Source organism: Pseudomonas floridensis (genome assembly GCF_002087235.1).
Classification (GTDB): Bacteria; Pseudomonadota; Gammaproteobacteria; order Pseudomonadales; family Pseudomonadaceae; genus Aquipseudomonas; species Aquipseudomonas floridensis.
Genome location: NZ_MUIO01000021.1, coordinates 1 through 13,612, shown reverse-complemented (window position 1 = coordinate 13,612; position 13,612 = coordinate 1). Strand labels below are relative to the sequence as shown.

Below are 13,612 nucleotides of genomic sequence, written 5' to 3'. Positions count from 1 at the left end.
TCCGAGCACCAGTGAGGCTCAGCAGCCAAGTGGTGCTCCGAGCACCAGAAAGGCTCAACAGCCAAGTGGTGCTCCGAGCACCAATCACTGAGATGCAAACTCCCGGACCTTTTGGAGTGCTTCACTAAAAACTGAGCGCATAGAGTCGATCGTTTTATTGGTAGCGCCTTTCCATACGATCAGAGGAATTCCCTGGTCGAGCGCCTTACCATAATCTTCTGAGTAATAGAGCTTTTCTTCAGCGACCCGACCAGGGAAGAGATCGTTCAGAACAACAAGGTTATTCAAAATGCGTTTACGGTTCCTGATGAACATTGTCGGGATTGCGAGAACAACAGGGGAGCGACGGTATGCCTTGGCAAATCGAACCATCCATTCATTCAACCGCATAAGGGCGCGGAAAGAGAATTTATCCATACGAACAGGGCAGATAACAAAGTCGCTAGCGACGATGGAGTTTTTTGTGAGCCGAGAAGCGGTAGGGGCATTGTCGAAAAGGATCACGTCATAGGATGACGTATCAATACCGGGAATCTCTCCGGTTCTGGCTCGCTCCAGCCAGTCTGCATACCAGAAATCCATATTGTTTTCGGCGTCTAAAGCAACAACAAGATCCTCGAGGTACGCGTCAGCTGGGATGAGATGGGGGCCGTTCTCCCCGAATGGTTTTTTGATGACTTGATCAAAAGACAATGGCTCGAATTGTCGACCTCTCAGCTCTGGGCTCAGAAGATTCCCTAGATTGCCCTCAACATAGCGCTCTGGAGGAATTCCCATCGATTCAAGGTCAGACCTTGCCAAGTCTGGGTCATACCCCAGCTCGCTCGACGAGTCGCCCTGGGGATCGTTATCAATGATAAGAATCCGGAGTCCTTGCATCTGAAGGTAAATTGCCAGGTTGACTGTTACGGTCGTTTTTCCTGTGCCGCCCTTGGGAACGAAAGTTGAAATCACAACCTGCCGTGGTAGCCCCTTTGCTTGACCTTTCGCTCTGCGGATCGCTGCGATATCGAAAATATCACTGAGTGTATAAGCCCGAGTTGGGACAGTGCCGCGAGCAATACGGCGAATTTCGAGCCCGTTTTCATCCTCAATGTCTTGAAGACGACGGGTAGTCAATCCAAAACAATCGGCTGCAAATTTTGGGGGGTAGAGGAGGGTGGAGAAATCAGTGAAATAGACGGATTCCTCTTCAAACTGCTCGCTTGGCTGCTGCATGACGATCCCTGCATTGTTGAATACAGATGGATCATAATACGTTAAGGCGCTTTTTCAAGGAAAATCATGGTACACGTGGGATTTTGGCCTATGAAACCGAACTGGAAACGTCATTTCTCATCTCGCAGTTCGGCTTAGCTTGGGTATTTTGTAGATTAAACCCGAACTCGTTTTAGGTTAAACGAGAGTCCAGGTCAGCGATCAGGCGTACTGTTTTTGGGCGTCGTTGCGTGCGCGTTTGAAATCCGCGCTGATGTAGTTGACTGTGAATTGGGCATCCATAGGGTGTGATTCGATAACTACTTCTGTTGATCCGGACAAGAAAGTTACGTTTTCAAAGCCATGGGAGGATTCATCACTGCTGATCTTAAGCTGGCTTCTCATGCCTTCCAGTACTTCGCCCAGATGGAGTTTGTCAGCTTTCACCGTAGCTACATCCAAGACCCCATCAGCGTTGAAAGCCAGCTGAATGTCAGTGACACCATCGAGGTTGACCTCCCACTCGGAAAGATTCAGTACCGGCCCACCGGTATAGGAGGTACCTATGTTGTCGATGATTGTGTACTGCTGCTGGACGTCCAAGATCGTTGTGACGCCTACAGTCAGGCTTACCGGCTCCGGCGCTATGACAGCCATGCTGAGCAGATAAGCTGCGACGCCCGCGAAAGCGGCAGTATTCATTGAGTTCCTCCAGGTCATATTCGGATGGGATCATTTTCTCCTCGCCGACCTGGTGGGTGTGCTGCTTTCGAACCGAATTGTCGTCGGAAAAACAGCCATCGGATTCTGAGCGTGCGTTTGGCTTTGGCTTTTCAACCCTCAGAAAAATTGGCTTTTCAGTTTTAAAAGCCTTTTAACTGTTTTTCTCTTGTTGTTCTCTTGTTTTTAGAGAGCTGGAGCCCTTGTATTACGTGGCCTCCAGAGGATCATCGACTACAAATTACGGCATTGCGACTACAGATTCCGGCTTTGCGACTATGGATTACGGCTGAAGCGACTACAGATTCCGGCTATGACGACTACAGATTCCGGCCGTTATCCACAGGCCTGACGCAGGGCCTGGGACGCGTCTAACGACTACAGATTCCGGCTGATGGATGCTGCACGTAGCACGAGTTTGAGTTTCTATGGCTCGATTTCAAGCAAATTTGTGTTCTGAATTTGCCCGCGTTCCCTTTTTTTACCCATAAACCTATGTAACCCATTGTTTTTAATGGATATTTTCATTTGTTCGCCGTTTATTTGGCGATCTTAGATGTTTTGTCCTATTCCCTGGCGGATTCGCCAAAAAAAAAGTCATTCAGCTCCATACCTGGACCTATCGACTACAGATTACGGCTGTTTTTAGAGTCCCCAGCTCGATACGACTACAGATTACGGCTCTGTGTGGAAGGGGATCACCAGGTAGTTTTGCAGCCTTATTTTCGGTATCGACTACAGATTACGGCTGTGGATCGAAGGTCACCCACTCTTTCGACTACAGATTACGGCTGTTCTACATGGCTAACGGATGCCAATCGACTACAGATTACGGCTACTGTCTATCGACTACAGATCCATCCATTGTTTTACGATCTGATGAGGTGGTTGGCTGTAAGGCCCATTTTTACTAGGCCCGAGAGCCTAACCGACTTCTGGGTATCGACTACAGCGTAATCTATCTGTAGGGTTCCGTTACTAATCGTGGGGCCAGACATGTCCAATTTACCCAAACCTGACAAGCCGGAACCAAAGCCGCTCCGGGTTACCAAATCCAATACGCTAATTACCGCGTCGTACCGGCTGACGCTCAACGAGCAGCGGTTGATCCTCGCGGCTATCAGCAAGCTCGATCCAAGAAGGCCCATGCCGAAAAAGGTGTCTGTTTCGGCCGTGGACTATTCGGATATCTACGGCGTCCAGCTCAGGCATGCATATGAGCAGATGAAAGTGGCTGCTGATGAGCTATACGAGCGCGATATTAAGACCTTTGACGGGTCAGGCATGGAGCGGAAGCGTTGGGTTGATCGGGCCAAGTATTTGGATGGTGAAGGTCGCGTTGAATTGTCGTTCACCATCCATGTCATGCCCTATCTCACGATGCTGTACAGCAAAGTGACTAGCTATGATCTTCGGCGGGTTGCCTGCCTGGACTCCAGCCATTCGTTCCGTCTGTTTGAGATGCTGATGCAGTTTCGGAAGACAGGATGGGCCTACATTGAGGTCGAATCCTTGCGGGTCGCCCTCGGATTGTCGGATGCCTATCAACGATTCAACAACCTTCGCCAGAGAGTTATAGATCCGGCGGTTGCGGAGCTGAAGACTAAGAGCAACCTGGATGTCAGCTACGAGTTGAAGAGGGAAGGGCGGAAGGTAATCGCAATCAAGTTCACTTTCCGTGACGTCGCACAGCTCCCGCTTAATCTGGAACTTGAGCCTGAAGATCTTCCCCCTCTCCCTGAGTTTGACCCCGCAGAAGATAGCGAATGGCTGGCTACTCAGCCGTTGGGTGAGTTGGCGGAAGCTCAGGAAGCTGGGCTGCTGTTCACTGTTTCGGCTGAGGATGAAGAGCACCCAGAATAGCATGCGTCGTCATCTGACGACCGTTTGTGCCTTTTCTAACAGGGTTCCCCGCGACGTTCAGTATCATCCAGGCGCACCAGTCGTCATTTGTTGTCCTTTTGGTGCCGACTCCAAAGCAAAAACCCGCCTTGGTGGCGGGTTGGATTGGTCTGGGCAGGTAAATGCTCAGTAACTAGGTACAAGCGTAAAGAGGCTTCGCCTCCATTGGCATACATCCTCGCTTGATGCTCGGCCTGCGGTTTTGAGCGCGTCGAAGACGCTTAAAGCAAACGACATTGCAGCCTGATCATCTTCGTGAAGGTCGACAATCACGACAGGAAACTGGTCGCCGTCATCAGCGTCTGGTGTTGCTATTGCGACTGTCTGAATTCCCCAGGTGATGCCGTCATCATATGGCTCTACAACAAATCGCTTAAGCCGTCGAATCATGCCGTCGCGAATCATCTGAATCAAATCGGTGCAGACCGGCTCCGATTGGCGCTGCTGGAAAAGTTGGATGGCTGTCATAAGCTACGGCTCCCTTTATCTGTATTCATCCTGCCAGCAGTGTCTAAAATCCCAAATGGCCTTCCCAGGGCCCTGTTTGGCTTCGATTTGCCGGGTAACCCTAGCATTATTTTTTCCTCTGGTTGGGCGTGCTACTTCCCGCACCAGGAACAGGAATCTCAACGAGGGAGGGCGTGGCTATGCAAAATGCTGTTTGCACCCCAGAGACATCACCTTCCCAGCACTCGCACTCTGCATCCCAGCCTTCACGATCAAACTCAAAGATTGTCCCGAGATCAACAGTCCCATCCAAGTTGATGTATGCCCCGCTCAAGGTTCCGCCGATCAAAACCGCGTAGCAATCGTCGCTGATTTTCAAAGCTTTCCCTGGATTGGCTTCAAGAAGATGCCGATAGGAGGAAAGGGTCTCGTCGTAAGTCATGGTTGCTGCTCTGATTCCGGGTTTGAGAAGACATTGCCAGCTATCCAGGAATACCCAAATGTCCTGAAGAGTAGAGCTATCAGTCCCACTTGGGTTTGTACGTGACTATGCAACCATGGAGGCATATCAGAACGGAGATCCAAGGCATGAAATTCACCCACGAACAGGAACCGGCGATTAACTCGTTGGCCCGTATCGTCAAGCTGGTGGCTTTTGCTGGAACAGGGAAGACAACCACGCTTGTTGGCTACGCCAAGGCCCGGCCTCAATGCCGTTTGCTCTACCTCTGCTACAACAAGAGCGTCGAGATTGCTGCCAAGCAAAAGTTTCCGCCGAACGTGACGTGCAAAACAGCCCACGGCTTGGCTTATGCGTCGATCGGATCGAAGTACAAACACAAGCTCACAAGCAATCTGCGCCTGACCGACATCGCGAGAGTTATCGGCTCACAGAACTGGGAGATGGTGCGCAGCGTGCAAGAAACGCTGAACAATTATCTGGCCAGCGCTGATGACGACATCGAGGTATGTCATTGCCCCGCCAGTAAGCTCAAAACGGACCGAATGAAGCGCGCCGCCGGCAGCATCGTAGAAGGTGCCAGGCAACTTTGGTTGCAAATGTGCGACATCCATAACCAGGCTGCCAATCAGACACACGATGGGTATCTCAAGCTCTGGGCTCTCTCGAAGCCAAACTTGCGGGACCGTTATGATATTGCGCTGGGGGATGAGGCACAGGATATCAATCCAGTGATTGCAGGTGTGCTTGCGCAGCAGGCGGCATACGGTATGGGTGTAGTCGTTTGTGGTGATGGCCACCAAATGCTTTACCGCTTCAGGGGGGCAGTTGACGCTCTCAATGCGACCTGGCTGGAGAAAGCGGAAGTCCATTACCTCACTCAGTCGTTTCGGTTTGGGTCTGCCGTTGCGCACGTCGCCAACATGGTTCTCGCGTTCAAGGGTGAATCCCGCCAACTGGCTGGACTGGGTGGCGAGACTCGTGTTTCAAAAGCGCTACGGGCTGACCTTGAACATCGCACCGTACTCTGCCGGACGGTGGTTGGAGTGATCGAGACGGCTCTGGCCAATGTAGAGACTGGTGCAAAGATCTACTGGGTTGGGGGGATCGAGGGCTACAACCTGCAGGATCTTGAAGACCTACATGCGCTATCGAAGGGGTGGCGTGACCGAGTGAAGGGGAAAAAACTCCTCCAGGAATACCCGGATTATGATCTCTACAAGCAGATCGCCGATGAAAGCCAAGACCCTGAGATGAACCGCTCGATCAAGATCATCGAGCAGTACAGCGCGGATCTCCCGGAGTTGTTTACCAAACTGCGGCGCAATGCTGTCGCCGATGAGCTGGAAGCCACCATCACTCTCAGCACTGCGCATCGTTCGAAGGGCTTGGAATGGGATGCTGTGCAACTGGCTGAGGACTTCACCTTCGACCCCTTCAACCCGGACAACGAAAAGGAATCATGGATCGATGAAATGAACCTCCTTTACGTCGCGTGTACCCGTGCTATGCAGGTTCTGGCTGTCAACTCGACGATGTTGGCGATCATGAAAGAGTTCGTCGACCGGCGTGACGGCCGCAAGCCAAATACCCCGATGGTGTTCAGGAAGAAACAGGTGGATGCCGCATAGCGCTCCTCGATCATATGCTTGGGTTCTCCGGGGCTCGCATTAGGATCGGATCTGATCACTAGGGTGCAGATGGAACAAAGATGAGTCGGAGAAAGCCAACCCAGCGCGATCTGGACCTGCTCGCGATGCCGAGCATTGCTAGCCAGCTACCTGTTCGGTTTGACAACAAAACAGTCTGGCATGAGTTAGTCGGTGAGTGCAGCGGCTGCAACCAAGCCATCCCTGACGAGCATCTTAGGGGAACTGTCACCCGGCCGTCCCAGCGGTGTTTCACGATAGAAGCGAGTGGCTACTGCGCAGAATGCAAGAGCATCACCAGGTTCCTACTTCGCTTTCATGATGATTTGACAGCTTCAGGCCCTATGAACGGGGTTTGGCAGACATGGGAACTGAAGCGCAAAGGCGTCTTCAGTAGGCTGTTCCAACTCTTGAACCCAACCCGCTAATCACAGGAGATATTCTCATGCCCATTTCAACCGACCAGTCAGCTTTGCTTCAGCAATTGCGGGATCAAGGGTATGTAGTATTGCTCGTAGAGCCGAGCGAAACTGAACACATAAGTCGAGAAAGGTTGGAGAGCCGTTTGCGAGCCGACGCTGCGGATCACATCGAGGATCTGCTGTCTCTTGAGGCAGTCCGAAGTCGTTGATCAGGCACGTCGAAAAAAAAGCCCGTTCTCAACGGGTTTTTTTATGGGCGGAATTTGAGATACTCGATAATACCATCCCCTCAATCGAGAGATCGCTTTCGCACCCTCCGCGTCGCTCCATGTTAAACAGGAGCGGAGGGGGAGGAGGGCATGCGGCATAGCCGTAGTGAAGGGGTGGTATTATGAGGAATGCTAGATGACTGACGCAATCGTCTCCGCTTACAAACGGTTGGTCGAAACGGTTGGGGCTTTCAATGAGAAGTGGCCCGCCTTGGTTGTCGGCGGAATGATTTGGCGCATCCCGCTGCTCGCTGAACAGAGGACGCCTTCTCGAATCAACGTCCAGGTACTGACAGGCACTGACGCGATCTTGGCCGCGGTAGAAGCGTTACGCGAATTCGAGCGCGATCTTGGCCAGGCTCCGGGTACCGTGCTTCGGTTGCCGGGGTACTTTATCCTCTCCGGATCGATACTTGACGAGGGTAGGGCGGTGAATCGCTGCAAGAGCGAGCTTGTGGATGCGATCGAGGCCGAGCGAATGTTTCGCAACGTTGCCGTCAGCCGCCGCTCTAACATCATGCGCCAGGCCCTTGGGAAAAACTTCTCTCTCAATCAGCTGAAACGAGCAGTTCAGGTTTTTGACGCGGCCCCAAGACAGATCACATTCACCTGGGCCGGCCACACCTCAGGTAAAGAGCGTGTCACTGTTGGCCACGTCCGGGAGGTACTGCTTGCCGAGGCACATGAAAGATCCGTGGCCACCGGCGAGCCGGTGGAGAATAGCCCCCAGTGGATCGATCTACGCAGCATCGCAAACATGGCTGAAACCGACCTTTTAGATGTCCCAAAGCCTATCGCTCCGCATCCACGGGCCATGCTTTGGTTTTCCGAGCGAAGCCGGTATGACGCAATGCTGCATGCCAACCTCCCATTCTTCGTACTCGATGGGCAGCCAGCTGCAAAAGTCGTTGGCCTCAAGGACTTCGATAGCGACTCGAGATCAGCAAAACGGACTGACATAAAGCACCGGTTGCCGGCGCTCCCTGGAGGGCGCTTTTTCGTAGCCTCATCCACTTCGGACCCAGTTGCTGAGGAGCCCGGCGAGCCAGAGAAACCCGAGGTGCTATCGACGTACCGAGAGTCGGTCAAAGACATCGAAGGCCGAAAATAAATTTCTCCGATTTATCAATAAGTTATACGCATAATAGGGATTATGTTAAACCAATAGCCACCTAATAATTAGGATGCAAAGAATGCCCTTTCATTGATCTGAGCTGTTCAAGCCCCTCTTGACCCGAGTACGCTCCGCTGAGTCCGCTGCATCCCGCAAGCGGCCTGAAATGGAGATGGACGAGATGATGATTGATGGCGTTGAGAAACGAATCGAAGCCGGCGTGAATACGGCCCTGGACATGGTTGAGGTACTGGTTGCAGCTGGCCAGCCCCTCAAAGCTGCGATTGCCACCTCACGGATACTCACTATGGAAGTTGTCCGGGAGTCCCTGGCAAAGAACCTGGCAAACAAAAGCGGCTCGGTGATTACTCATACCTTGGCCACGACGCCGGCCCAACCTGAGCTGGTAACGCCCCAGCAGGCAGCAAATACGAAACAGCACCAGACAGTTGATTGATCATTGAGGTCGGCCGGGAATTCTATCTGATACACCCGGCCGTGCCTGAGATACCAGAATACTCGCCTCACGCTTGCTGTAGCCGCCGTACAACGTCCTGGGGGCAGGGAAAGGTTCAGGCTTGCCCCAGACTACAAAACCGCGTATCCGCTCCGCACGGCCCCTTATCGGCAGTTTCCGGCCCGTTTAAAACCCGCAGCTTCAGCGTCCGCAGCGCTGGCAAACTCTACCCGGTTGCGCGTTCCGACCTTTCCATAGCTCGGACAGCCCACTGGTAGGTGGTAAACACTACTATTGCGGTTGCCAATCACCGGCGAGATCGAGCTGGAGGCGTATCCACCAGCTACCTGGTGCTGAACAGGCTCGCTCTGAATGGTCTGTGCCATAGTTCCGGCTCCCGTCACTTGCATCCCGAGACTCCAAGAACGCTCACCTGTTACGAACGGATTGCTGTGCCCCATTATTCGGGCAATCCGCCGGTCACGCTCCTGTTCCCACGCGGTCACCGGGTATTGACGATCCCAGGCAATCAGCAACTGCTGCTGTGCCTTGGACATCGACAGCCCGTAACGGTCGTGCATGTAGAAATAGATGCGAGCAACAGCCCCCTTTACCTGGTCGCGAGGCTCTGTGACCCGCTGCTGGAAATCTGTTCTGGTCGGGCAAGCGCCGTACTGCTTTGGCGTTGAGGGTAAAACGCCATAGCGAAAGTTGCTGCGATCAGCGTTCACCTCGCCGACGCTCACATCAAGGTTGTGCATGTCAGCTTCCATTTCCCGAAAAACCGCATCGGTATCAACGCAGTTTTTGCGCCCGCCGTTCTGCCAACATTGCCGTTGGCTACCAAAGGCGTATGCCGGCAACACGTGCTCCCATTCGATACGCTGGGCGCGGTTTTCCTGAGCGCGCACTTCGTACCCGCATGAGGCGAAGTCGACACGTCCCCCTGATTGCCCTACCCACTTCCAGCTGCACCCGCAGTAGAGGTCGCCGGTTTCGCTGGTATTGCGGTCGTAATAGACCTTCTGGCGCAGCTCAACCTTCGCTTGCTCGAAGGTCAAAGGTGCTGAAGCAGAAGCGAAGTGGGACGTGGCCATCAGCATGGCCGTACACATCATGAGGATGGATTTCACGGTTGCTCCCTAAAAGGTGGTTTTCAGCTATTCGGGCTAAAAAAAACCCAAGCAAAGCCTGGGTTTGTGTGCTTCACGCATTAACTACCGCGCTGGGGTAAGCAACTGACCAATGCGACGAACTCTGCGAAAGATGACTTGCGCGATCGATTCATGACCCGTGGCGATTGCGCAAAGAAACCCTGCCAGGAGAAGTGTCCAGAAGCTGTTGCGCTTCCATTCGCTTGCATCGGCCAGGGCGCTCAGGCGATGCTGTTTTGCTCGATCAGAGAGCGATGGGCTTTCTGGGCCTAGTGCAGTTGCCTCGATGGCGTAGGCAACGCTGGCCGGTACGGCAAAGCTGTCGTTGATTTTGCCCTCTCGTAGGTTCTTCGCTGTCAGCACGACCCATTGCGACGAACTGCCGTCGACGATAGATGCTTGGGCTAGCACATACGCCCTGGCCATCTCGTCCAGATCCTCTCTGGAGCTGAGCAGGCGCTGAAGGGTCGACATTTTCTTCGATTCAACCGCGGCGAAGAACTCGTTAGGCTTGCTTGTCGTCGCGGAATCACCTACCTCTATGAACATGCCAATGGCATAAGGCATTGTGCCGATCATCATGGCAGGAATGATGTGAGAAACGCGCTGGGTAAAGATCGCAGCCCCTACACCCGCAATCATTGCAACCGCGCTGAGCATTTTGAGCGCTGTGCTATTGAGGATCGAGCCGACAACCGATTCGCCCCCCATAAGCCCGCCGATACCGCCGCCGGCATGGTCAGCTGTTTGGAAAGCCTTGGCGATCGCACCAGGAACCAGGATCTGATCAATAGCCGTGGATGGCTCGGCGGCGAGACCCAGCGCATAAAATACACCTCCGAGTATCGCCAAACCCAACGCGGTACCGCCGTAGATTAGGGTGCCTTTGCGCAGCTTCTTCGCCCGCGAGGTCAGTTCTTGCAGGGCCCCATCAAATGGCGTCGGCGGTGCTGGCTTGGATTGGGATTGAACACGTTTTGGAGGCTTCGGTTGAGCCTCGGCCTTCGTCGATGTGGCCCGCTCCGGCTCCACAGGCAGAGGCTCAGCTTGCTCCCCCGACCTTAGGACTTCTAGAAGCTCCAGATTTTGGCCAAGGACGCGCTGCGTCTGTCCGGCGAGCAGCCGATCTAAGGTGTCCTTTCGCTGGACGCCGTATTTACTCAGTCGATCCGCGAGCTCATTTGCAGGAACGTTTATCTCTGCAACATTGCCGTCGACCCGCAGCCGGAACAATTGGACTTGATCTGTCATCAGTGAAGCTCCTTCACTGTCTCAGTCCTGCCCAGGCGCTTATGAAGGTCGAGGCGCATGCCCTGGATCTCTTTCTCTGCGGCCTTGCGTTGAGCCACGCCTTCGCGCTGGATTTTGATCACGTCTTCTACGGTCTGGATCAGCGTGGCCTGGACCTTCTGCAAGGTGTCCACGTCGATTACCAACCGCTGGTTAGCCTTGGCCGTCTCTACGGAGTTGCGGTGAAGCAGCTCGGCGTTGCGTTTGAGGAGATCGTTGGTGGTGTCGTCGATTTTGGTGGCCAGCTGGACGGCGTTCCGCTGCTCGTTCAGTGTCAAAGCCAGCATGAATTGGCGCTTCCAGGCCGGCACAGTGATTTCCCGGATTGTGTGGAACTTGTCCACCAGCATCTGGTTATTCGCTTGAATCATCCGAATCGTCGGCAGGCTCTGCATAGCAGATTGCTGGAGCGCCGTGAGGTCACCAATACGCTTGTCGAGGTTGGAGATCAGTGCGTCCAGATCCGCAACTTGCTGCAAGCGGGCCGGGTCGTTCCCGATGTTGGGGTTTGGGGAGCAATGGAACCAAAAACCAACGTAAGCTCTGAATCCCACCGTAAAGGGGCTTTCCGATCTCCAGCTCACCCGCCAGGCATTACTCTCTGATCAGTGCCTCGATGATCGGGCAGATCGTTCCGCCGTCTCCCGCATCACATTGCTGCACCAGTTCGCCTAACAGTTGCTGCATGACGACCAAGTCGGCCATCTTCTGCTCGATCAACGCGAGCTTGCGTGCAGCCCGTGCTCGCGTTTCGGCACAGGCGCACGACTCATCCAGCGTCAGCAGTCCACCGACTTCCGAGAGCGTGAAACCCAGCGCCTGAGCCCGCTTGATGAAACGCAGTCGCTTCACCATGTCCACCGGATAGCGCCGATGGCCACCCAAGGGTTTGGCTGGTTCATCCAGCAGCCCGCGTCGCTGGTAGTAGCGGATCGTCTCGACGTTCACCCCGGCGGCGTCTGCCAGCTTGCCAATGGTCAGCTCTGTGGCCATCACTTTCTCCTTGATTCCGTACTTTGGTACGGAGTTTAGAATAGCACCTAGGCAATCAGGCTCAGGAGATGGGAATGGGGATGCAACTCACCGGGAAAGGCTCGCTGGTCGCGAGTTCGCTGACCGCCATCGGTGCGTCGGTGTGCTGTGTCGGGCCACTGGTGCTGTTGGCACTCGGTGTCGGCGGTACGTGGGTGGGCGCTCTGACCATGATGGAGCCACTACGCCCCCTCTTCATCGGGTTGACTCTACTGTTCCTGGGATTGGCATTCCGCAAGCTCTACCTGGTGCCACAGGTTTGTACGCCAGGTACACCCTGCGCCGATCCGCGCACGCTCGTGCGACAGCGACTCGTGTTCTGGATCGTCAGCGTGCTGCTGCTCGGCCTATTGGCCGTGCCGTGGCTCGCCCCGCTGTTCTACTGAAGGAGATTAACCATGCGCAAACTGCTGATCGCCGTGCTTTTCGCCTTGCCCTTCGTGGCGCTGGCGGCTCCCCCGAAAACCGTCACGCTCGACGTGCAGAACATGACGTGCGGACTCTGTCCGATCACGGTCAAGAAGTCGCTGGAGAAGGTGTCCGGCGTGAGTGACGTCCAGGTCAATTTCGACCAGAAGACGGCGACCGTCACCTACGATCCCGATAAGGCCCAGCCCGAGGCACTGACTGAGGCGACCGCGAACGCGGGATACCCCTCCACAGTGCAGAAGTGAGGTCACGATGAGCGCCATTGTCCTTGAGTCCGTGCTGACTTGCCCGCGCTGCGGCTTCGCCAAGCCGGAAACCATGCCCACGGACGCCTGCCAGTTCTATTACGAGTGCAGCAACTGCAAGGCGCTGCTGCGCCCCAACCCAGGGGATTGCTGCGTTTTCTGTTCGTTCGGCTCGGTGAAGTGCCCGCCGATCCAGCAGCAGCTTGGGTGTTGCTCATAGCGTTTAGGGGGATCACAGGTCGTCGTCTGGATTACGCAGTGGCCGCAGCTCGCCGCGCGCAACTTCTTCCGGTACCGCAAAGGAATACCGCCCGAGCATGTTGATGTGCTCGTAGATCAGCGGCGATAGCCGGGCCAAATCCTCTTCCAGCACTGGATAGCCGTGCTGCTTGAGCCGTTCCACGGCCGCCGTCATGTAGAGGGTGTTCCACAGCACGATGATGTTCACCACCAGGCCCAGAGCACCGAGCTGGTCTTCCTGGCCTTCGCGGTAGCGCTGGCGGAGCTCGCCGCGTTTGCCGTGGAACACGGCGCGGGCCAGGCTGTGCCGGCCTTCGCCTCGGTTCAACTGGGTCAGGGTGGCGCGGCGCTTGGACTCGTCGTCGATATAGGTCAACGTGTGCAGAGTCTTTTCGATCCGCCCGAATTCGGCCAGCGCCTGGGCCAGCCGGGTGGGTCTATCTCCCGTTTGCAGCGTGCGCATGATGCCAGTCGCCGGCACCCGGCCGAGTTTGAGCGAGCCGGCCAGGCGCAGCAGGTCGTCCCAGTGCTCGGCGATCAGGTCGAGTTTGACCGACTGGCGGGCCAGCCCGTTGAGCTTGCCGT

At 54.8% G+C, this 13,612-nt stretch carries 16 protein-coding genes; 7 read left to right on the top strand and 9 right to left on the bottom strand.

Annotated features, from left to right (window positions below; all coding sequences use genetic code 11):
- Positions 1 to 84: 84 nt before the first annotated feature.
- Positions 85 to 1,218: a ParA family protein gene (locus BZK31_RS07240; RefSeq protein ID WP_083182102.1), complete on the bottom strand. Its 1,134-nt coding sequence runs from the start codon at positions 1,216 to 1,218 to the stop codon at positions 85 to 87.
- A gap of 201 nt (positions 1,219 to 1,419) precedes the next feature.
- Positions 1,420 to 1,899, bottom strand: coding sequence for a partitioning protein (locus tag BZK31_RS07235; protein ID WP_083182101.1), 480 nt, complete (start codon positions 1,897 to 1,899; stop codon positions 1,420 to 1,422).
- A gap of 1,014 nt (positions 1,900 to 2,913) precedes the next feature.
- Between BZK31_RS07235 and BZK31_RS07230 the strand changes: the two genes are divergently transcribed.
- On the top strand, positions 2,914 to 3,780 hold the full coding sequence (locus BZK31_RS07230) for a replication initiation protein (RefSeq protein ID WP_083182100.1): 867 nt from the start codon (positions 2,914 to 2,916) through the stop codon (positions 3,778 to 3,780).
- 165 nt (positions 3,781 to 3,945) lie between these two features.
- Here BZK31_RS07230 and BZK31_RS07225 read toward each other — a convergent pair whose 3' ends face one another.
- Together BZK31_RS07225 and BZK31_RS07220 are read right to left on the bottom strand one after the other, a co-directional pair.
- On the bottom strand, positions 3,946 to 4,287 hold the full coding sequence (locus BZK31_RS07225) for a hypothetical protein (protein WP_083182099.1): 342 nt from the start codon (positions 4,285 to 4,287) through the stop codon (positions 3,946 to 3,948).
- A gap of 106 nt (positions 4,288 to 4,393) precedes the next feature.
- Positions 4,394 to 4,708 (bottom strand): hypothetical protein, encoded by a 315-nt coding sequence (locus BZK31_RS07220; RefSeq protein ID WP_083182098.1) that lies wholly within the window; start codon positions 4,706 to 4,708, stop codon positions 4,394 to 4,396.
- A gap of 146 nt (positions 4,709 to 4,854) precedes the next feature.
- Between BZK31_RS07220 and BZK31_RS07215 the strand changes: the two genes are divergently transcribed.
- From BZK31_RS07215 to BZK31_RS07195, 3 genes are all read left to right on the top strand, one after another.
- On the top strand, positions 4,855 to 6,357 hold the full coding sequence (locus BZK31_RS07215) for a 3'-5' exonuclease (RefSeq protein ID WP_083182097.1): 1,503 nt from the start codon (positions 4,855 to 4,857) through the stop codon (positions 6,355 to 6,357).
- Between the two features lie 845 nt (positions 6,358 to 7,202).
- Positions 7,203 to 8,177, top strand: coding sequence for a DNA replication terminus site-binding protein (locus tag BZK31_RS07200; RefSeq protein WP_083182094.1), 975 nt, complete (start codon positions 7,203 to 7,205; stop codon positions 8,175 to 8,177).
- A 175-nt stretch (positions 8,178 to 8,352) separates the two neighbouring features.
- Positions 8,353 to 8,637, top strand: a complete 285-nt coding sequence (locus BZK31_RS07195; RefSeq protein WP_208617181.1) for a hypothetical protein — start codon at positions 8,353 to 8,355, stop codon at positions 8,635 to 8,637.
- A 164-nt stretch (positions 8,638 to 8,801) separates the two neighbouring features.
- Here BZK31_RS07195 and BZK31_RS07190 read toward each other — a convergent pair whose 3' ends face one another.
- The 4 genes from BZK31_RS07190 to merR form a co-directional block, all read right to left on the bottom strand.
- Complete coding sequence (locus tag BZK31_RS07190; RefSeq protein ID WP_083182093.1) at positions 8,802 to 9,770, bottom strand: endonuclease; 969 nt, start codon at positions 9,768 to 9,770, stop codon at positions 8,802 to 8,804.
- Between the two features lie 84 nt (positions 9,771 to 9,854).
- Positions 9,855 to 11,042: a tellurite resistance protein gene (locus BZK31_RS07185; protein ID WP_083182092.1), complete on the bottom strand. Its 1,188-nt coding sequence runs from the start codon at positions 11,040 to 11,042 to the stop codon at positions 9,855 to 9,857.
- On the bottom strand, positions 11,042 to 11,635 hold the full coding sequence (locus BZK31_RS07180) for a toxic anion resistance protein (protein ID WP_279628787.1): 594 nt from the start codon (positions 11,633 to 11,635) through the stop codon (positions 11,042 to 11,044). Before BZK31_RS07180 ends, BZK31_RS07185 begins: the two co-directional genes overlap by 1 nt.
- 40 nt (positions 11,636 to 11,675) lie before the next feature.
- On the bottom strand, positions 11,676 to 12,074 hold the full coding sequence (gene merR / locus BZK31_RS07175; RefSeq protein ID WP_003089120.1) for an Hg(II)-responsive transcriptional regulator: 399 nt from the start codon (positions 12,072 to 12,074) through the stop codon (positions 11,676 to 11,678).
- A 74-nt stretch (positions 12,075 to 12,148) separates the two neighbouring features.
- On the opposite strand from merR, the gene BZK31_RS07170 reads away from it, so the two are divergent.
- From BZK31_RS07170 to BZK31_RS07160, 3 genes are read left to right on the top strand one after another with little or no spacing between them, the layout of a single operon-like run.
- Positions 12,149 to 12,499, top strand: coding sequence for a mercuric transporter MerT family protein (locus BZK31_RS07170; protein ID WP_003089115.1), 351 nt, complete (start codon positions 12,149 to 12,151; stop codon positions 12,497 to 12,499).
- Positions 12,500 to 12,511: 12 nt separating this feature from the next.
- Complete coding sequence (merP, locus tag BZK31_RS07165) at positions 12,512 to 12,787, top strand: mercury resistance system periplasmic binding protein MerP (RefSeq protein ID WP_003150552.1); 276 nt, start codon at positions 12,512 to 12,514, stop codon at positions 12,785 to 12,787.
- Between the two features lie 7 nt (positions 12,788 to 12,794).
- A complete protein-coding gene (locus tag BZK31_RS07160) occupies positions 12,795 to 13,007 on the top strand; it encodes a GDCCVxC domain-containing (seleno)protein (protein ID WP_003089113.1) in 213 nt (70 codons plus the stop codon).
- A 12-nt stretch (positions 13,008 to 13,019) separates the two neighbouring features.
- On the opposite strand, the gene BZK31_RS07155 is transcribed toward BZK31_RS07160, so the two are convergent.
- The coding region (locus BZK31_RS07155) for a Tn3 family transposase (RefSeq protein WP_157900709.1) at positions 13,020 to 13,612 on the bottom strand (593 nt) is incomplete at its 5' end.

Excerpts from the sequence above, each read along its gene's own strand:
- merR (WP_003089120.1), bottom strand. The coding sequence starts at position 12,074 with ATGGCCACAGAGCTGACCATTGGCAAGCTGGCAGACGCCGCCGGGGTG.
- BZK31_RS07160 (WP_003089113.1), top strand. The coding sequence starts at position 12,795 with ATGAGCGCCATTGTCCTTGAGTCCGTGCTGACTTGCCCGCGCTGCGGC.
- BZK31_RS07200 (WP_083182094.1), top strand. The coding sequence starts at position 7,203 with ATGACTGACGCAATCGTCTCCGCTTACAAACGGTTGGTCGAAACGGTT.
- merP (WP_003150552.1), top strand. The coding sequence starts at position 12,512 with ATGCGCAAACTGCTGATCGCCGTGCTTTTCGCCTTGCCCTTCGTGGCG.
- BZK31_RS07185 (WP_083182092.1), bottom strand. The coding sequence starts at position 11,042 with ATGACAGATCAAGTCCAATTGTTCCGGCTGCGGGTCGACGGCAATGTT.
- BZK31_RS07225 (WP_083182099.1), bottom strand. The coding sequence starts at position 4,287 with ATGACAGCCATCCAACTTTTCCAGCAGCGCCAATCGGAGCCGGTCTGC.
- BZK31_RS07195 (WP_208617181.1), top strand. The coding sequence starts at position 8,353 with ATGGACGAGATGATGATTGATGGCGTTGAGAAACGAATCGAAGCCGGC.
- BZK31_RS07170 (WP_003089115.1), top strand. The coding sequence starts at position 12,149 with ATGGGGATGCAACTCACCGGGAAAGGCTCGCTGGTCGCGAGTTCGCTG.
- BZK31_RS07235 (WP_083182101.1), bottom strand. The coding sequence starts at position 1,899 with ATGAATACTGCCGCTTTCGCGGGCGTCGCAGCTTATCTGCTCAGCATG.
- BZK31_RS07240 (WP_083182102.1), bottom strand. The coding sequence starts at position 1,218 with ATGCAGCAGCCAAGCGAGCAGTTTGAAGAGGAATCCGTCTATTTCACT.
- BZK31_RS07215 (WP_083182097.1), top strand. The coding sequence starts at position 4,855 with ATGAAATTCACCCACGAACAGGAACCGGCGATTAACTCGTTGGCCCGT.
- BZK31_RS07220 (WP_083182098.1), bottom strand. The coding sequence starts at position 4,708 with ATGACTTACGACGAGACCCTTTCCTCCTATCGGCATCTTCTTGAAGCC.
- BZK31_RS07230 (WP_083182100.1), top strand. The coding sequence starts at position 2,914 with ATGTCCAATTTACCCAAACCTGACAAGCCGGAACCAAAGCCGCTCCGG.